General features: G+C 59.7%; 17 protein-coding genes. 12 read left to right on the forward strand and 5 right to left on the reverse strand.

The window, feature by feature from the left end; translation table 11 throughout:
* The first annotated feature begins 107 nt into the window (after positions 1-107).
* The 9 genes from OH720_RS17470 to OH720_RS17510 all read left to right on the forward strand — a co-directional run bounded on the left by OH720_RS17470 (position 108) and on the right by OH720_RS17510 (position 11,209).
* The gene (locus OH720_RS17470) at positions 108-1,409 is read left to right on the forward strand and encodes a glycosyltransferase (RefSeq protein WP_272602201.1); all 1,302 of its coding nucleotides are present in this window, start codon (positions 108-110) and stop codon (positions 1,407-1,409) included.
* 87 nt (positions 1,410-1,496) lie between these two features.
* Positions 1,497-2,402, forward strand: a complete 906-nt coding sequence (locus OH720_RS17475; protein ID WP_272602202.1) for an AraC family transcriptional regulator — start codon at positions 1,497-1,499, stop codon at positions 2,400-2,402.
* Between the two features lie 342 nt (positions 2,403-2,744).
* Positions 2,745-4,055, forward strand: a complete 1,311-nt coding sequence (locus tag OH720_RS17480) for an ABC transporter substrate-binding protein (protein ID WP_272602203.1) — start codon at positions 2,745-2,747, stop codon at positions 4,053-4,055.
* A gap of 158 nt (positions 4,056-4,213) precedes the next feature.
* Complete coding sequence (locus OH720_RS17485) at positions 4,214-5,140, forward strand: carbohydrate ABC transporter permease (protein WP_442967198.1); 927 nt, start codon at positions 4,214-4,216, stop codon at positions 5,138-5,140.
* Between the two features lie 10 nt (positions 5,141-5,150).
* Positions 5,151-5,981: a carbohydrate ABC transporter permease gene (locus OH720_RS17490; RefSeq protein WP_272602204.1), complete on the forward strand. Its 831-nt coding sequence runs from the start codon at positions 5,151-5,153 to the stop codon at positions 5,979-5,981.
* A 25-nt stretch (positions 5,982-6,006) separates the two neighbouring features.
* Positions 6,007-7,110, forward strand: a complete 1,104-nt coding sequence (locus tag OH720_RS17495; RefSeq protein ID WP_272602205.1) for an ABC transporter ATP-binding protein — start codon at positions 6,007-6,009, stop codon at positions 7,108-7,110.
* A 15-nt stretch (positions 7,111-7,125) separates the two neighbouring features.
* The gene (locus OH720_RS17500) at positions 7,126-8,598 is read left to right on the forward strand and encodes a mannitol dehydrogenase family protein (RefSeq protein WP_272602206.1); all 1,473 of its coding nucleotides are present in this window, start codon (positions 7,126-7,128) and stop codon (positions 8,596-8,598) included.
* Positions 8,599-8,754: 156 nt separating this feature from the next.
* Positions 8,755-10,251, forward strand: coding sequence for a xylulokinase (xylB, locus tag OH720_RS17505; protein WP_272602207.1), 1,497 nt, complete (start codon positions 8,755-8,757; stop codon positions 10,249-10,251).
* Positions 10,252-10,264: 13 nt separating this feature from the next.
* Positions 10,265-11,209 (forward strand): carbohydrate kinase family protein, encoded by a 945-nt coding sequence (locus OH720_RS17510; RefSeq protein ID WP_272602208.1) that lies wholly within the window; start codon positions 10,265-10,267, stop codon positions 11,207-11,209.
* Positions 11,210-11,319: 110 nt separating this feature from the next.
* On the opposite strand, the gene OH720_RS17515 is transcribed toward OH720_RS17510, so the two are convergent.
* Positions 11,320-12,621, reverse strand: coding sequence for an OprD family porin (locus tag OH720_RS17515; protein WP_272602209.1), 1,302 nt, complete (start codon positions 12,619-12,621; stop codon positions 11,320-11,322).
* A gap of 352 nt (positions 12,622-12,973) precedes the next feature.
* On the opposite strand from OH720_RS17515, the gene OH720_RS17520 reads away from it, so the two are divergent.
* Positions 12,974-13,246 (forward strand): DUF2790 domain-containing protein, encoded by a 273-nt coding sequence (locus tag OH720_RS17520; protein ID WP_272602210.1) that lies wholly within the window; start codon positions 12,974-12,976, stop codon positions 13,244-13,246.
* A gap of 120 nt (positions 13,247-13,366) precedes the next feature.
* Here OH720_RS17520 and OH720_RS17525 read toward each other — a convergent pair whose 3' ends face one another.
* Positions 13,367-13,639 carry a DUF1652 domain-containing protein gene (locus tag OH720_RS17525; protein ID WP_272602211.1) on the reverse strand — a complete coding sequence of 91 codons (273 nt, stop codon included), beginning with the start codon at positions 13,637-13,639 and terminating at the stop codon, positions 13,367-13,369.
* Positions 13,640-13,934: 295 nt separating this feature from the next.
* On the opposite strand from OH720_RS17525, the gene eco reads away from it, so the two are divergent.
* Positions 13,935-14,417, forward strand: a complete 483-nt coding sequence (gene eco / locus OH720_RS17530; RefSeq protein ID WP_272602212.1) for a serine protease inhibitor ecotin — start codon at positions 13,935-13,937, stop codon at positions 14,415-14,417.
* Positions 14,418-14,485: 68 nt separating this feature from the next.
* On the opposite strand, the gene OH720_RS17535 is transcribed toward eco, so the two are convergent.
* Together OH720_RS17535 and OH720_RS17540 are read right to left on the reverse strand one after the other, a co-directional pair.
* On the reverse strand, positions 14,486-15,637 hold the full coding sequence (locus OH720_RS17535) for a PQQ-dependent sugar dehydrogenase (protein WP_272602213.1): 1,152 nt from the start codon (positions 15,635-15,637) through the stop codon (positions 14,486-14,488).
* 51 nt (positions 15,638-15,688) lie between these two features.
* Complete coding sequence (locus OH720_RS17540) at positions 15,689-16,033, reverse strand: hypothetical protein (RefSeq protein ID WP_272602214.1); 345 nt, start codon at positions 16,031-16,033, stop codon at positions 15,689-15,691.
* A 185-nt stretch (positions 16,034-16,218) separates the two neighbouring features.
* On the opposite strand from OH720_RS17540, the gene ku reads away from it, so the two are divergent.
* The gene (gene ku, locus OH720_RS17545; RefSeq protein WP_272602215.1) at positions 16,219-17,079 is read left to right on the forward strand and encodes a non-homologous end joining protein Ku; all 861 of its coding nucleotides are present in this window, start codon (positions 16,219-16,221) and stop codon (positions 17,077-17,079) included.
* Positions 17,080-17,197: 118 nt separating this feature from the next.
* Here ku and lpxO read toward each other — a convergent pair whose 3' ends face one another.
* The gene (lpxO, locus tag OH720_RS17550; RefSeq protein ID WP_272602216.1) at positions 17,198-18,097 is read right to left on the reverse strand and encodes a lipid A hydroxylase LpxO; all 900 of its coding nucleotides are present in this window, start codon (positions 18,095-18,097) and stop codon (positions 17,198-17,200) included.
* Positions 18,098-18,553: the final 456 nt, after the last annotated feature.

The raw sequence follows: 18,553 nt of genomic DNA on the forward strand, positions 1-18,553 counted from the left end.
TGCCGCATGGCGACCTGTGGCGGCGGGGTTTCACTCAAGATCGACCCTCTTGTGGTTTAATTGCGCCCTCTCGATTTCTGCCCGATAACCTGCCCGAAGGAACAACAATGACCCTGCCCCACGCAACCAAAGTCCTGGTCATTGGTTACGTCTGGCCCGAGCCTCGCTCTTCTGCGGCCGGTGGGCATGTAATGCAACTGCTCGGTGCTTTCCTGCAGCAGGGCTGGGACGTTACCTTCAGCAGTCCCGCCGGGGCTGGCGAGCACCAGGAAGACCTGACGGTGCTGGGCATTCGTGAAGTACCCATCGAGCTGAACAACAGCAGTTTCGACACGTTCATCAGCGAACTCGCTCCGGATATCGTGCTGTTCGAACAATTCATGATGGAAGAACAGTTCGGCTGGCGTGTCGAAAAACACTGCCCGAATGCCTTGCGCGTACTCGGGACCCAGGATTTGCAAAGCCTGCGCCACGCTCGCCATCAACGGCTCAAGGATCGTTTGAAGGCCAGTGACGATGACGATGACTTCAACGAACTGTTCGTGCCGGCATTGCGCGAGGAATTCGAGCTCATGGCCGAGACCGACCTGGCCAAGCGAGAGATCGCGGCCATCTATCGTTGCGACTTGAACCTGATGATCTCGCAAGTGGAGATCGAGTTGCTGGTCGAGCACTTCAAGCTGCCGCGCAGCCTGTTGCATTGGTGCCCGCTGATGGTGGATGTACCCCCCCATGCGCTGACACCATTCGAAGAGCGGGCGAATTTTATTCACATCGGCAATTTTCGCCATGCCCCCAACTGGGATGCGGTGCTCTGGTTGAAAAACACCATCTGGCCAATGATTCGCCAGCAATTACCCACGGCTCAGCTGCACATCTACGGCGCCTATACACCGCCCAAGGCGACCGCGCTGCATAACGCGGCGCAGGGGTTCCATGTGATGAACTGGGCGCCGGACGCCCTGCAAGTGATGTCGGCGGCACGGGTGTGCATGGCACCGTTGCGCTTTGGCGCGGGCATCAAAGGCAAGATTGTCGATGCAATGCTCTGTGGCACGCCCAATGTCACCACGCCCATCGGCGCAGAAGCCATGCATGCAGGCGAGCCATGGCCGGGGGCGATCACCCGCACCGCCAGGTCATTTGCCGATTGCGCCGTGCAGCTCCATCAGGACAAGGCGCAGTGGCTCAATGCCCAGACCCTGGGACTGGACCTGCTGGCGAGTCGTTACCAGCCACGCATTCACGGGCCGGCACTGATTGCACGGCTCGAGCATTGCCGCCAACACCTGATGTCGATCAGAAGAGACAACTTTACCGGCGGCATGCTGCGTCATCATCAACACAAGAGCACCCAATACATGGCGCAATGGATTGAAGCCAAGAATCGCCATAAAGCCGAGTGCTGAAGATCCAGGCCACACGGGTAACACGCTGGCAAATTTGCCCGTGAAAGAGGCATGATCGACGTGCGATAACAATAAAAGCGTCCCGACATGAGCCGAGCCACCCGCGTTACCGACCCTTCCTATGAACTGATGGACGACCATAACGGGCTGTCCATCATCTATCGCCAGCACGGTTTCCCCTGCCCCCTGGTGCGCTGGCATTTTCACAAGGAATACGAGCTGCACCTGATCGTCGCCAGTTCAGGCAAGGTGTTCATTGGCGACTACATCGGCAACTTCTATCCGCAAACCCTGTTTCTCACGGGCCCCAACCTGCCACACAACTGGATCAGCCAGGTGGCCGAAGATGAGGTGGTGCCCAAGCGCGACATGCTGGTCAACTTCACCGACGAGCTGTTCGACAGCGGCTACCAGGTGTTCGCCGAGCTCAAGAGCCTGGCGCCGCTTCTGGAACGCGCGCAGTACGGCATCGAGTTTCGCTGCAAACACACGATCGGCAAGGCGATGGACCTGATGCAGCGCATCGCCGACACCCAGGGCATGACCCGCCTCGGACACTTTTTCATACTGCTGGAGTTGCTCGCGGCCTGCGAAGACTATCAACTGCTGTCTGGCGCGACGACGCCGCAGCTGGCCGACGAGCACAACATCGATCGCACCAACCGCGCGGTGGATTACATCTTCGCCCACTACGCCCGCGATCTGCCGCTGGAGGAAGTTGCCGAGCACCTGGGCATGAAGCCGACCTACTTCAGTCGCGTGTTCAAGCAGGCCACCGGGCGCTGCTTCATCGAGTTCGTCAACCGCCTGCGCATCAGCAAGTCCTGCGAACTGCTGGCCGATGGCGACAAACCGGTGACCGACGTGTGCTTCGAGTCAGGCTTCAACAATATCTCCAACTTCAACCGGCGTTTCCAGCAGCTCAAGGGCATGACGCCTTCGCATTACCGGCGGTTGGTGGTGCAGCGGTTGACCGAGCAGAACCTGGGTTAAAACACAATCCCTGTGGGAGCGGGCTTGCCCGCGATGGCGGACTGTCAGACGAATTATCTTTCGGATCTGGCGGCCTCATCGCGGGCAAGCCCGCTCCCACAGGTGCTGTATTTCAACCCAAAAACCTGTACGGATTCGATGTCGTCCCACCGCTGAAAAAGCCCTTCTCTGCGTCTCCCCCTCCAAACCCCAGTGCAAAATAGTATCAATCCAAGTGCGATGGATGATTTGTCTCGCCCTCAATAGAAGGCTGTAATCAGCGCACATTCTTCCTGCCTTCGGAAGATACAAAAACAATAACTGTCCTTCTGTGGCCCACCGGGTGCAGAAAAGGAGTGCTCGATGCAACCCTCTGTAAAAGCTCTGCTTGCCTTCACCTGCATGACCCTCAGCAGCGTCAGCCTTGGCGCCCAGACCCTGACGATCGCCACCGTCAACAACAGCGACATGATTCGCATGCAAAAGCTCTCGAAAACCTTCGAGACCGAGCATCCGGACATCCAGCTCAACTGGGTGGTGCTCGAAGAAAACGTCCTGCGCCAGCGCCTGACCACTGACATCGCCACCCAGGGTGGACAGTTCGATGTACTGACCATCGGCATGTACGAAGCCGCACTGTGGGGCGCGAAAGGTTGGCTGGAGCCGATGAAGGACCTGCCGGCCAGCTACGCTCTCGACGATGTTTTTCCCTCGGTGCGCGAGGGCCTGTCCGTCAAGGGGTCGCTGTATGCCTTGCCCTTCTACGCTGAAAGCTCCATCACCTATTACCGTACCGACCTGTTCAAGGACGCCGGCCTGACCATGCCCGAGCGCCCGACCTGGACCCAGATCGCCGAATTCGCCAACACACTCACCCACAAGGATAAAGAACAGTACGGTATCTGCCTGCGCGGCAAAGCGGGCTGGGGCGAGAACATGGCGCTGGTCACCACCGTGGCCAACGCCTACGGCGCACGTTGGTTCGATGAGCAGTGGAAAGCGCAATTCAACGGACCCGAATGGAAGAACGCGCTGAACTTCTACGTCGACACCATGAAAAAATCCGGTCCGCCAGGGGCATCGAGCAACGGCTTCAATGAAAACCTGGCGCTGTTCAACAGCGGAAAATGTGCGATCTGGGTCGATGCCAGCGTCGCCGGCTCGTTCGTCACCGACAAGACCCAGAGCAAGGTCAGCGACCACGTCGGTTTCACCTACGCGCCCCATGAGGTTACCGATAAAGGCTCGGCCTGGTTGTACTCCTGGGCACTGGCGATCCCGACCAGCTCCAAGGCCAAGGACGCGGCAAAAACCTTCAGTGCCTGGGCCACGTCCAGGGAATACGGTGCACTGGTCGCGCAAGAGGACGGCATTGCCAACGTGCCGCCAGGTACCCGCGCCTCGACCTACAGCGAGGCCTACTTGAACGCCGCGCCTTTTGCCAAAGTCACGCTGGAATCGCTCAAGGCGGCGGACCCGGGCAAGCCGACGCTCAAACCGGTGCCCTATATCGGCATTCAGCTGGTGACCATCCCGGAGTTCCAGGGCATAGGCACCCAGGTCGGCAAATCGTTCTCCGCGGCGTTGATTGGCCAGACTCCGGTTGAGCAGGCCCTGGCCGCTGCCCAGCAAACCACCGAACGCGAGATGAAGCGCGCGGGTTACCCCAAGTAACCTCGCATAAATGTGGGAGCGGGCTTGCTCGCGAAGAGGCCGGTACATCCGATGCATCTTCAGCGGCTGGAATTCCGCTTTCGTCGGAACGCCGCCCGGAGCAAGCCCGCTCCCACATTTGATCTTCATTTGCCTGTTCCTAATCGGTTCTGATCATCATGAATATTTCAACTGTCAAAGCTCACATGGAAATCCCTCAACCGCTGCGCAAAAGGCGGTTTGCCAACCCCGGCTGGTTTCTGGTCAGCCCTTCGGTAGCCCTGCTGCTGTTGTGGATGATCGTGCCGCTGGGCATGACCCTGTACTTTTCGCTGATTCGCTACAACCTGCTCAATCCGGGTGAAAACGAATTCGTCGGGCTGGAAAACTTCACGTACTTCCTGACCGACTCCGGTTTCATGCCCGGCGCCACCAATACCCTGGTTCTGGTAGGCAGTGTGTTGCTGATCAGCGTGGTGCTCGGCGTATTGATCAGCGCCCTGCTCGAAGCCAGTGATTTTTTCGGGCGGGGCATCGTGCGGGTGCTGCTGATCTCGCCGTTCTTCATCATGCCCACGGTCGGCGCGCTGATCTGGAAGAACCTGATTTTCCATCCGGTGTCGGGGATTCTCGCCTACGTCTGGAAACTGTTCGGTGCGCAACCGGTGGACTGGCTAGCGCACTACCCGCTGCTGTCGATCATCATCATTGTCTCGTGGCAATGGCTGCCCTTCGCGATCCTGATCCTGATGACCGCCATGCAGTCACTCGACCAGGAACAGAAGGAAGCCGCGCGCCTGGACGGTGCCGGGCCCATCGCGATCTTCTGGCACCTGACCCTGCCGCACCTGGCGCGACCGATTGCAGTGGTGGTGATGATCGAAACCATCTTCCTGCTCTCGGTGTTCGCCGAAATCTTCACCACCACCAACGGCGGCCCCGGCTACGCCTCGACCAACCTCGCCTACCTGATCTACAACCAGGCGCTGGTGCAGTTCGACGTCGGCATGGCGTCGGCAGGCGGCTTGATCGCGGTGGTGATCGCCAACATCGCGGCCATCGTGCTGGTGCGCATGATCGGCAAAAACCTGACTGACAAAGCCTGAGGCCCGCGCCATGACCCTTCAACAATCCCGTCGTCTGCAAAGCCTGCTGCTTGGCACCCTGGCCTGGGCCATCGCGATCCTGATCTTCTTCCCGATCTTCTGGATGGTGCTGACCAGTTTCAAGACCGAAATCGATGCGTTCGCCACGCCGCCGCAGTTCATCTTCACCCCGACGCTGGAAAACTACCTGCACATCAACGAGCGCAGCGACTACGCAAGTTTCGCCTGGAACTCAGTGGTGATTTCGTTCAGCGCCACGGCCCTGTGCCTGCTGATCGCGGTGCCGGCAGCCTACTCAATGGCGTTCTACGAAACCCAACGCACCAAAGGCACGCTGTTGTGGATGCTCTCCACCAAGATGCTGCCGCCAGTGGGCGTACTGATGCCGATCTACCTGCTGGCCAAGAGCTTTGGCCTGCTCGACACACGCATCGCACTGATCGTGATCTACACCCTCATCAACCTGCCGATCGTGGTCTGGATGATTTACACCTACTTCAAGGACATCCCGAAAGACATCCTCGAAGCCGCCCGCCTGGATGGCGCAACGTTGACGCAGGAAATGCTCCGGGTACTGCTGCCGATCGCCAAGGGCGGCCTGGCCTCGACCGTGCTGCTGTCGCTGATCCTGTGCTGGAACGAGGCCTTCTGGTCGCTGAACCTGACCTCATCGAAAGCCGCACCACTGACCGCGTTGATCGCCTCCTATTCAAGCCCCGAAGGGTTGTTCTGGGCCAAATTGTCGGCGGTCTCGACCCTGGCCTGCGCGCCGATCCTGATCTTCGGCTGGATCAGCCAGAAACAACTGGTGCGCGGGCTGTCGTTCGGCGCCGTGAAATAACAACAACACGTGGAGGCCCATCATCATGGCCAACCTGAAAATCAAGAATCTGCAAAAAGGCTTCGAAGGCTTTTCCATCATCAAGGGCATCGACCTGGAAGTGAATGACAAGGAGTTCGTGGTGTTCGTCGGCCCGTCCGGTTGCGGCAAATCCACCCTGCTGCGCCTGATCGCGGGGCTGGAAGAAGTCAGCGGAGGCACCCTCGAACTCGACGGCCGCGACATCACCGAAGTCAGCCCGGCCAAGCGCGACCTGGCGATGGTGTTCCAGACCTACGCCCTGTACCCGCACATGAGCGTGCGCAAGAACATGTCGTTTGCCCTCGACCTGGCCGGGGTGCCGAAAGCCGAGGTCGAGAAGAAAGTCGGTGAAGCGGCGCGCATCCTGGAGCTCGGACCGATGCTCGAGCGCAAGCCCAAACAGCTGTCCGGTGGTCAACGGCAACGCGTAGCGATTGGCCGGGCGATCGTGCGCAATCCGAAAATTTTCCTGTTCGACGAACCACTGTCCAACCTCGACGCCGCGCTGCGGGTGCAGATGCGCCTTGAACTGCTGCGCCTGCACAAGGAGCTGCAAGCTACCATGATCTACGTGACTCACGACCAGGTTGAAGCGATGACCATGGCCGATAAAGTCGTGGTGCTCAATGGCGGCAAAATCGAACAGGTCGGCTCGCCGCTGGACCTCTATCACCAGCCGGCCAACCTGTTTGTCGCAGGCTTTCTCGGCACACCGAAAATGGGTTTCCTCAAGGGCCAGGTCAGCCGGGTCGACGGCCAAGGCTGTGAAGTGCAACTGGATGCCGGCACCCGCATCAGTCTGCCGCTCAGCGGCGCCAGCCTGAGGGTCGGCGACGCCGTCACCTTGGGGATTCGCCCGGAACACCTGGAACTGGCCGCACCCGGTGACTGCACGCTGCAGGTCACCGCCGACGTCAGCGAACGCCTGGGCAGCGATACCTTCTGTCACGTGCGCACAGCAAACGGCGAAGCCTTGACCCTGCGTGTGCGCGGCGACCTGGCCAGCCGCTACGGCGAGACCTTGAGCCTGCACCTGGACGCCAGCCACTGCCATTTGTTCGATGCCGACGGCGTGGCGATGACCCGCCCGTTGCGCCTCGCTGCCTGATTCAGAGAGCCTGTGATGAAACTCGATAAACACAACCTGCAGCGCCTTGCACCCAAGGTGGTCCGACCCGCCTACGCCCTGAGCGACACCCGCCACGGCATCGCGCACATTGGCGTCGGCGGTTTCCACCGCGCCCACCAGGCGTATTACACCGATGCGTTGATGAACCAGGGCGAAGGTCTGGACTGGGCGATCTGCGGCGTCGGTCTGCGCGGCGAAGATCGCCGGGCCCGGGATGATCTGCAACAACAGGACTACCTGTTCACCTTGTTCGAGCTCGGCGATACCGACGACACTCAAGTGCGAATCATCGGTGCCATCCGCGACATACTGCTGGCCGAAGACGATGCCCAGGCGCTGATCGACAAACTCGCCAGCCCCGAGATCCGCATCGTTTCGCTGACGATCACCGAGGGTGGCTACTGCATCGACGACAGCAACGGCGAGTTCATGGCCCATCTGCCGCAGATCCAGCACGACCTGTCGAACCCGCACGCCCCGAAAACCGTGTTCGGTTTCCTCTGCGCCGCCCTGGCCAAACGCCGCGCGGCAGGCACGCCGGCATTCACCTTGATGTCCTGCGATAACCTGCCGCACAACGGCGCGGTCACCCGCACCGCCCTGCTGGCCTTCGCCACCCTGCTGGATGCCGATCTGCGCGACTGGATCGAGCGCAACGTGAGCTTCCCCAACGCCATGGTCGACCGCATTACGCCGATGACCAGCACCCGACATCGCCAGCAACTGGCCGACCGGCACGGGGTCGACGACGCCTGGCCGGTGGTCTGCGAACCGTTCGCGCAATGGGTGCTGGAGGACAAGTTCGTCAACGGCCGCCCGGCCTGGGAAAAGGTCGGCGTGCAGTTCACCGACGACGTCAGCCCCTATGAAGAAATGAAAATCAAGCTGCTCAACGGCAGCCACCTGGCCCTGACCTACCTGGGGTTCCTCAAGGGCTACCGCTTCGTCCACGAGACCATGAACGACCCGTTGTTTGTGCGCTACATGCGTGCCTACATGGACCTGGACGTCACGCCGCAGCTGTCGCCGGTGCCGGGGATCGACCTCACCGAGTACAAGAACACCCTGGTGGCACGCTTCTCCAACCAGGCGATTGCCGATCAACTGGAGCGCGTGTGCTCGGACGGTTCGTCGAAGTTTCCCAAATTCACCGTGCCGACCATCAACCGCCTGATTGCCGATGGCCGGGAAACTAAACGCGCAGCGCTGGTCGTTGCCGCGTGGGCGTTGTATTTGAAAGGGGTGGATGAGCATGGCGAGACTTACGCCATTGCAGACCCAAGGGCGGCGTTCTGCCAGGCGCTGGTGGCGGATGATGCATTGATTACCCAGCGGTTGCTGGCGGTCGAGGAGATTTTTGGTATGGCGATTCCACGTTCAGCGGAGTTTGTCGCGGCGTTTGAGTGGTGTTGCAACAGTTTGCGCGAGGTTGGGGTGACGCGGACTCTGGAGCGGATTCTGGCGTAAGCATTGCGGTGAAGCCTCTGACGTCATCGCGGGCAAGCCCGCTCCCACAGGGGTCAACGACGTACACAAATCCATGTTCCACCCCGCACCACTGTGGGAGCGGGCTTGCTCGCGAATGGACTCACCGCGATCGAACTGACACACCAAGGATCCAACATGGCAACCCAACAACTATTCCTCGGCATCGACTGCGGCACCCAAGGCACCAAAGCCATCATCCTCGATGCGTTCAGCGGCCAGGTCCTGGGCCAGGGCGCCGCCGCGCACAAGCTGATCAGCGGCGCCAACGGGCGCCGTGAGCAAGACACGGCGCAATGGTTGGAGGCATTCAGCCTCTCCACCCGACGTGCATTGCTGGCGGCGGATGCGGATGGCCAGGACATCCTCGGCATCGGCGTATCCGGCCAGCAACATGGCCTGGTGCTGCTCGACGATCAAGGCCAGGTCCTGCGTCCGGCCAAGCTCTGGTGCGACACCGAAACCACCGCGCAAAACGATCGACTGCTCAACCATCTGGGAGGCGAAAAAGGCTCGCTGGAACGCCTCGGCGTGGTGATTGCACCGGGCTACACGGTTTCAAAACTACTCTGGACCCAGGAACAGCACCCCGATGTGTTTGCACGCATCGCGCACATCCTGCTGCCCCATGATTACCTGAACTTCTGGCTCACCGGTCGTAGCTGCAGCGAATACGGCGATGCCTCGGGCACCGGCTATTTCAACGTACGTACCCGCCAATGGGATGTGCAGCTGCTGCGCGACATCGACCCCAGCGGGCGTCTGCATGCCGCGTTGCCGGAACTGATCGATGCCCATCAAGCCGTCGGCACGCTGCTGCCGGGCATCGCCGAACACTTGGGCATCAACCCGCAGGCGCTGGTGTCCAGCGGCGGTGGCGACAACATGATGGGGGCCATCGGCACCGGCAACATCACACCGGGTGCGATCACCATGAGCCTCGGCTCGTCCGGCACGGTGTACGCCTATGCCGAGCAACCGAACGTCAGCGCGGACGCGGCAGTGGCTACGTTCTGTTCATCCAGCGGCGGTTGGCTGCCATTGATTTGCACCATGAACCTGACCAACGCCACCGGGGCGATTCGAGAATTGTTCGATCTGGATATCGAGCATTTCAATGCGCTCGTTGCCCAGGCCCCCATCGGCGCCGAAGGGGTGAGCATGCTGCCGTTCCTCAACGGCGAACGCGTCCCTGCCCTGCCCCATGCCACCGGCAGCGTACTGGGACTGACCATGACCAACCTGACCCGGGCCAATCTGTGTCGCGCCGTTGTGGAAGGCACGACCTTCGGTTTGCGTTACGGACTGGACCTGCTGCGCCACAATGGCTTACAAAGCCAGCGCATCTGCCTGATCGGTGGTGGCGCCAGGAGCGCGGTGTGGCGGCAGATCGTCGCCGACACCATGAACATGACAGTCGTCTGCCCCGAGCAAAGCGAAGCCGCCGCCCTTGGCGCGGCGATTCAGGCGGCCTGGTGCAAGTCCCGGGCAACCGGGCATGAGGACAGCCTGGCGGATCTGTGTGAGCGCTGCGTGAAGTTCGATCCGGCCAGCGAAACCTTGCCGATCGCGCAAAACGTGGCAGCCTCGCGATTGGCCTACGAACGCTATCGACAACATGTCGCAACCCTATAAAGAGCGAACAACTATGTATCTGGTGTGTGGCGAAGCGCTGTTCGATTTCTTCAGTGAAAACGACGCCAGCGGCCTGGCTTCAAAAGTGAATTTCAAGGCCATCGCCGGTGGCTCGCCCTTCAACGTTGCGGTGGGCTTGCGCCGTTTGGGCGTGGAGGCTGCGTTGTTGGCCGGCTTGTCCACCGACTACCTCGGCCGGCGCTTGCTCCAGGTGTTGGAGGAAGAAGGCGTGCGCACGGACTATCTGGTGGATTTTGCCGCACCGACCACCCTGGCGATGGTCGCGGTCGGGGCCAATGGCTCGCCGCACTACAGTTTCCGCGGCGAAGGCTGCGCGGATCGACAGCTGCAACCCGGGCATCTACCGGCGTTGGGGCCGCACGTGCGTGGCTTGCACTTCGGTTCGTTTTCCCTGGTGGTGCAGCCGATTGCCGACACGCTGCTGGAACTGGTGCGCCGGGAAAGCGGCAAGCGCCTGATCAGCCTTGATCCGAACGTGCGGCTTAACCCGGAGCCGAACATCGAGCTGTGGCGTTCGCGGGTTGCCACCTTGGTCGAGCATGCCGATCTGATCAAGGTCAGCGATGAGGACCTGGGCCTGCTGTTTCCCGGGCAGGACCCGGCGCGGGTGATCGAGGGATGGCTGCAACACCGCTGCCAGCTGGTGTTCCTGACCCGAGGTGGCGAAGGTGCGACGGTGTTCAGTCGGGAGCACGGCTCGTGGTCGGTACCGGCCTGCGCTGTGGTCATCGCCGACACCGTGGGCGCTGGCGATACCTTCCAGGCGGCGTTGATTGCCTGGCTGACCGAACAACGGCTGGATTCGGTCGAGGGAGTACGGCAACTGAGTCGCCAGCAGATCGACTCGATGGTGAGGTTTGCGGTGCAGGCGGCTGCGCTGACGTGCAGCAAGACCGGGCCGGATTTGCCGTATCGCCATCAGATAGAGTTGCGTTGAATGTGATGGCCCTATCGCGAGCAGGCTCGCTCCCACAGTTGACCGAGTTGCCCTGAAGGACGCAGTCCAATGTGGGAGCGAGCCTGCTCGCGATGGCAATCTTTCAGGCGCTACAGGATCGAAAAGTTGTAGCTGACGATCAGCCGCGTCTCATCCACGTCCCGGGCATATTGCTGGTAGTTGGTGCGATAGGTCGCATTGCGCAACCGCAGGCTGACGTCCTTGAACGTCCCGCTCTGCACCACATACTTGAGTTCGCTGTCGCGTTCCCACTCTTTGCCTTCCTGATCGCTGCCCGGTACCTTGATGTGATCACCGTTCACATAGCGGGTCAGGAACGTCAGGCCGTTGATGCCAACGGCCTTGAAGTCATAGTCGTAACGCAGCTGCCACGAACGTTCCTGCGCCGCGGCGAAGTCGTTGACCTGCACGTAGTTGACCAGATACGGATTGGTACCATCGAGGTATGGCATCGAGTTGTCGCCGTTCATGCGCTGCCAACCAGCGCTGAACGTATGGCCGCCGAGGGCATAGGCAAGCATTGCGCTCAGGGCGCGGTTGTCGATGGAGCCGGCACGGGCAGCGCCACTGTCGGCGCTCTTGAGCAAACGCAGATCGGCCTTGAGCACGCCGCCCCCCAGCGGTTGGTTGCCGAGCAATCCGAGGAAGTGCTGACGGTAGATGTCTTCAAGTTCGGCGTAGTGATATTGAGCCGTCAGCCGCTCGTTGATCCTGTAATCGAAGCCGTACATGTCGAAATGATCGGCAGTGATGTTGCAGGCATAACGTTTGTTCTTGCAGTGCACGCGGATGTCCTGGGAATCGGTGGAATCCCGGGCGGTGTACTTGTCCAGGCGCGCGGCCATGAAGTTCAGGTCCTGCACTTCCCTGGAGGTGAGCATCGCGCCGTTGAACATGGTCGGCAGCAAGCGGCCGTCGTTATATTTGAGCAGCGGCACATCCGGCAGCAGGGCGCCGTACTTCAGCACGCTTTGCGAGACGCGCACTTTGGCGGTCAGGCCGAGCTTGGTGTACTCGTCCGCCGAACCACGCGGGTTACTGCCGCTGGACGGCAACAGGCCACTGTTGCTGCTGTCAGGGCTGGAATCGAGCTTGAATCCCGCCATGGCCAATGCATCGACACCGAAACCCAGCGTACCCTCGGTGTACCCCGATTGCAGATTGAGAATAAAGCCCTGGGCCGATTCTTCGCGTTTGGATGCGCCCTGCTCGTTGGAGGTGTGCCCGTCACGAAAGTCGCGGTTGAAATACACCGTACGTGATTCGATTTTCGCTGTGGTGTCGTCGATAAAACCGCTCGCCTGAACCGGGGCGGTAAAACCGGCGCACAGGACCAGAGCACCGAAGCCGAATGACTGGCGGGCGCGGATGAACGTAAAAGGGGGACGCATTAAAAACTCCAACAATGCAGCGATTGCGTCAGGGCGCAATCCGCCAGAAATAGCCTTCATCCGCTCCTGTAAAGGACCGGGCTGAAGTGAACACGCGGGGTGAGCGGCAATGATGGCAGAAGGCTTTTTTACACTGCAGACGACTTTAGTCTCAATAGTGACCGCTTTAACCTGATAAATGCCGCCGAACGGTAGTGGCAGTACGACAGGTGGCGTTCAGCCGGGTTAACCAATGCTTAATCGCGCAGTCCAACACTTTACTGGACCGCACGCCCTCAGAGCCCTCTGACGCCCAGTGCGGCAGGTTCGACGACACGTCGAGCTAACTTGCATCTGCACTGGAGATTGCCCCATGAACTCGCGCGCCCTGCTCGTTTCAATCGCCTTCGTCTGTGCTTCATCGGCCGGCGTTGCACAGGCCAATGACACCACCTCCACACAAAACGTGCCTTCCTACCACTACGGCATGCCATTGCACGTGGGCAAAGTGATTGCGCTGAGCGAACCCACCACCCTGGACTGCGAAGTGATTACCGCGACGATGAAGTACATCGACTCACAATCGGGCCAACCTGAAGAAATCGCCTATCGAAAACTTTCCGACGCTTGCAGTTATCAGAACTGAGGAAAATCAGGGAACACTTCCTTGCTTGCTGACCTGGGGCGTGTTGCCCGATTGGTTGCTGGCGCAGGGTCTGGCGCTTTGCCAGGCCCGGCGCGCACTGGCGGAACGTGAAAGGAAGATTTAAAGCGCTTTGCGCATCCCCTGGGTATTTCCGGGTTCCGTGTGGTGATGCTGAAGATCGGAACGCAGCGTGGCTATCAGTTCGTTGATTTCCCGACAGCCATTGAGTTGCTGGGCGTTTATCCCGGTTTTCAACAGATCGATTTGATCGGTTTCCCCATCCGCATACACTTTTACAGTCATGGACAAGTCAGGCGACAGCGTGCATTGACAGCGTCTCGGAAGAAAACTGCTTTCAATGATATTGCGAAGTTCCAAGGCAGAAAGAAACATGGCGACCCTCTCCGTTGTGAGACTGCCAATTAACCATCGACACTGACTCATATGAAATCCCGGTCAGCTTAAGAACAGGTACAGCATAAAACATGCCTTGAATTTCGCTGTGCAGCTCATCGGTAATTCAAGGACTTATTGTAAGGTCTCGTAAAAACGCTCATGCAAATTGCGAAAAAAGCTGCTGGCGGCCCTGCAATTTGCACGCTGAGGCAAAGGATTTGCATTGGCCACTGCCGCCGTCGAAAATGGCTGATCCAGAATCCGCTCAACCACACAAACGCAAGGAGGCATCATGGGTTCATCGACCCTCAGCACCACCCTCGGGCTGATCGCCGTCACGCTGTCGAGCATCGCCCACGGGGCAAAACTCGAAGAAGTTGCGCCCTTCCCGAAGCCGGAAAGTGGTTTCACCCGCCAGGTCATCCATCTCGCCCCGCAAACCCGTGAAGACGACTTCCAGGTCCAGATTCTTGCTGGCAAGACCCTGGAAGTCGACTGCAATCGCCAACGCCTGGGCGGCATTCTCGAAGAGAAGAACCTCCAAGGTTGGGGGTATCCGTTCTATCGACTGGAAAAAGTCATCGGTCCGATGAGCACGCTGATGGCCTGCCCGGATGGCAAGCGCCAACAGGATTTCGTGCCGGTGGTCGGTGACGGTTTCATGCTGCGCTACAACAGCAAACTGCCGATCGTGCTCTATGTGCCCAAGGACGTCGAGGTTCGCTACCGGGTCTGGTCGGCCTCGAGCAAGGTCGAGAAGGCTGTCGAGGAATAACTGCCATTTGTACATCGGGCCCCACTCAGACCCCGATCGTTCCACACGCGGGAGCGACCGGGTGAGCGTTACTTCAACCCTATCTTGTACAACGCCCCATCCCCTTCATCGGTCAGCACATACAAATACCCATCCGGCCCTTGCCGCACATCGCGGATGCGCTTGTCGAGCTCGCCAAGCAAGCGTTCTTCGTGAATCACCTTGTCGCCGTCGAACTGCAGGCGGATCAGCTCCCGGGTCACCAGGGCACCAATGAACGCGTTGTGCTGCCAGGCCTTGAAGCGGTCGCCGTCGTAGAACGCCAAACCGCTCAGACCCGGGGATTTTTCCCAGACATGATGCGGCCCGAGGGTGCCTTCGGCGGTTTTTCCTTTGGCTTCGGGAATCGGCTGACCCGAGTAATTGACGCCATGGGTGGCCAGCGGCCAACCGTAATTCTTGCCGCGTTCGATGATGTTGACCTCATCACCGCCCAGCGGACCGTGTTCGTTTTCCCAGAGCGTGCCGGTCCAGGGGTTGAGCGCCGCGCCTTGCGGGTTGCGAACGCCGTAGGCCCATATTTCCGGGCGCACGCCGGCCTGGGAGGCAAAGGGGTTGTCGTCGGGCACCTTACCGTCCGAATAGATCCTGACGACCTTGCCCTGCAACTTGTCGAGGTCCTGGGCGGTGGGGCGATCGTTGTTTTCGCCCAAGGTAACGAACAGATAGCCGTCCCGGTCGAACACCAGCCGCGAACCAAAATGGTTGCCCACTGAGAGTTTGGGCTCCTGGCGGAAAATCACCCGGAAATCCTTCAGTGTCGTCAGGTCTTCGGACAGTCGTCCGCGGCCGACCGCGGTACCTGCCTTGCCACCCTGGCCGCCGCCTTCGGCATAGGACAGGTAAATCATCCGGTCTTGCCTGAAGTCGGGGGACAACGCCACATCCAGCAAACCGCCCTGCCCCTTGGCCCAGACCTTGGGCACGCCGTTGAGCGGCGCCGACAACTTGCCCTCGGCCGTCACCACACGCAAGTTGCCCGGTCGTTCGGTGACCAGCATTCCCTGGCGGTCTGGCAGAAAGGCCAACGCCCAGGGGTGCTCAAGTCCTGTCGCGATTGGCGTGACCTCGAGGGTGCCCTGCTCGCTTTGCATGTCTTGGGTGGTCGCTGCCAGAACAGGCGCGCTGGTGGCTAACAAAGTGCCGGCGCAGAAAGTGGCCAGGAAGGTTTTACGCAACATGCACGATTCCTTTTGTCATGAGGATGGGTGTCAGAGCTGATGTCCTGCCGTTCAAGGGCTGCGTGGAGGTGGATTGGGAATGAACTTCGGGGGACTGGCGGGCGCAGCGGGACTCTGGGGATAACGATTGCCAATGCCGCCGTTATCGAGGGTTGGCGGCCGCGGCACAGGCACCGTATTCGGCCCACGAATCGCCGGGGCACTGGGCTGGGTGCCTTGCATGCTGTTTGGGTTGGCCCGGCGGATCGGGCTGTTGTAGGGATTGTTGTTGGTACTGCCCGGCAGGTTTTGCGCCACCTGTAACGGTGTGCCGGCCGAAGCGACGTCGGCCTGCGCCTGATGACCGAGTACGCCGCTCAATGCCAGCACGATAAGGCCAGGTACGTATCGGTTCATGGGCGAGCCTCGCGATGGATGCGTGGATAGGGTCTTCGATAACACGCTACGCCTGGGGTTCGCATTTGTTAACCCAAACTTCCCGGCAAGATGTAACACGAAGCACTGCCAGACCCGCCTGCAGGCAGCTGAAACTTTTGCCCAAGGCCCAAGGTCACCTGAACATCACTTTCGGAAAGACGACCATGGCACGGGCAATCTGGAAAGGCGCGATCAGTTTCGGGTTGGTGCATATCCCTGTGGCGCTGGTTTCGGCGACGTCATCCCAAGGGGTGGATTTCGACTGGCTGGACAGTCGCAGCATGGACCCGGTGGGCTATAAACGTGTCAATAAAGTCACCGGCAAGGAAGTCACCAAAGAGCACATCGTCAAAGGCGTGCAATACGAAAAGGGCCGCTACGTGGTGCTCAGCGAAGAGGAGATTCGCTCGGCGCATCCGCTGTCGACCCAGACCATCGATATCTTTGCCTTCGTCGACAGCGAGCAGATCCCCCTGCAGAACATCGACACGCCCTACTACCTGGCCCCGGATAAACGCGGCGGCAAGGTCTATGCCCTGTTGCGCGAAACCCTGACCAAAACCAATAAAGTCGCGCTGGCCCGTGTGGTGCTGCATACCCGCCAGTACCTGGCGGCCTTGATGCCGCTGGAATCGGCCATGGTTCTGGTGAAGCTGCGCTGGCCGGCGGAAGTGCGCAGCCTGGACGAGCTGGCATTAGGCCCGGACGTGACCAAGGCCGAACTGGCCAAGGGTGAACTGGACATGGCCAAGCGCCTGGTAGAGGACATGAGTGTCGAGTGGTCGCCGGACGATTACCGGGACGAATTCGAAGACAAGATCATGGCCCTGGTGGACAAGAAGGCCCATGAAGGCAAGATCGAGGATGTTGAAACGGCCACTGGCGAAGATGAGCGCAAGACGGCGGATGTCATTGACTTGACCGAGTTGCTCAAGCGCAGTTTGGGTGGCAAGGGCGGGAGCAAACCTGCTGCCAAGGCCAAATCAACGACCAAACCGGCGGCGAGGAAAAAAGTCAGCAAATAATGTACTGGACCTTCCGGCCTCATCGCGGGCGAGCCCGCTCCCACAGTGATAGGCGGCGTTCACAAAACCTGTGGGAGCGGGCTCGCCCGCGATGACGTCAGTTTGACAAACGAATGAATCAGACCATGACGAAGATCGCCAGCAAACCACCAAAGAACGCCCACTTCTGCAGGTAATAAAGCTTGCGATTACGCTTCTTCAAGGCTTTGGCGCGCAGGCGGATCTTGTAGATCCTGCCGAACAGGCGGTTGATGCCTCCGGTCTTGTCACCCGCTTCATTCGGCGCACCGGCTGCCGACATCACATGGCGGCTGAACCAGCCATTGAACGCAGCAGCCCAACGATATTTCATCGGACGCTCGACATCGCAGAACAGGATGATGCGGTTCTGGTCAGTGGTGTTCTCTGCGTAATGAATGAACGTCTCGTCGAACATCACCGCCTCACCGTCGCGCCAGTGATAGTTCTGGCCATCGACGTTGATGTAGCAACCGGCATCATTGGGCGTTTCCAGGCCCAGGTGATACCGGTAGGAACCGGCATAGGGATCGCGATGGCGAACCAGCTTGGAACCCGGCGGCAATTCGGCGAACATCGCCGCCTTGATCGAGCCGATGCCCTGCACCAGTTCAGTGGTGCGTGGGCACAGTTTCATGGCCGATGGGTGACTATCGCCGTACCACTTGAGATAGAAGCGCTTCCAGCCAGTCTTGAAGAAGGAGTTGAAGCCGACATCATCGTAATCATGGGAGCGCTTGATCTCCCCCGCTGTCAGCAGGTTCTGACCTTCGGCGCGAATTTCTTGCCAGTGGGTCTGCAGCAGCGCCAGGTCGGGAAAATCCGCCGGGTTGAGAAACGGCTTGTTGGGGATTTTCGAGAACATATAAAGGAAGCAATTGATCGGCGCCAGGAACGTCGAGTGGTCGCTCAGTTGACGGCCCAGTTTGTGGCGTACACGACCACGCAGGTGGACATACGCGATGGATACAACGTAGACAGCGGCAATGATGAGTTTCACGGAAATCGTCACACGTCAGAGGTGAACAAACTGCGCCCCTGGCAACCAAATCGCCTGTGGAGCTTGCGCAGCGTCTGAAAACCAGAAAACTGTCCCGAAGGACCGTCCTTGAGCCGATGCCAACGTTTGGCACCCAGTGAAAGATGGCATTTTAGCCATCGTCTGTAACCAATTGTTAGCTTTCAGATGTGAAAATCTGTCCGCTGATACCGTCAATGCGTCGGTGCGGCCTTATTGCCCTATCGTTTATATGGCCAGACCAGTACAATCGCCGCCAAACTTTACGCGCCCCCCTTGGTTGATGACGGGAAATCCCGGCCTCAGCGCACTTCGACTCGGGCCAAGCGCTCCCAATGCTGCTGTCCACTTATTGCCAAATGGATCTTGCGCTGCTGGCCGGGATGTACTGCCCATGGTCGAACAGCGTGAACGGGTACTGAATCGGTACTGCCGCAA

Origin of the sequence: Pseudomonas sp. WJP1 (assembly GCF_028471945.1) — a bacterium.
GTDB lineage: Bacteria > Pseudomonadota > Gammaproteobacteria > Pseudomonadales > Pseudomonadaceae > Aquipseudomonas.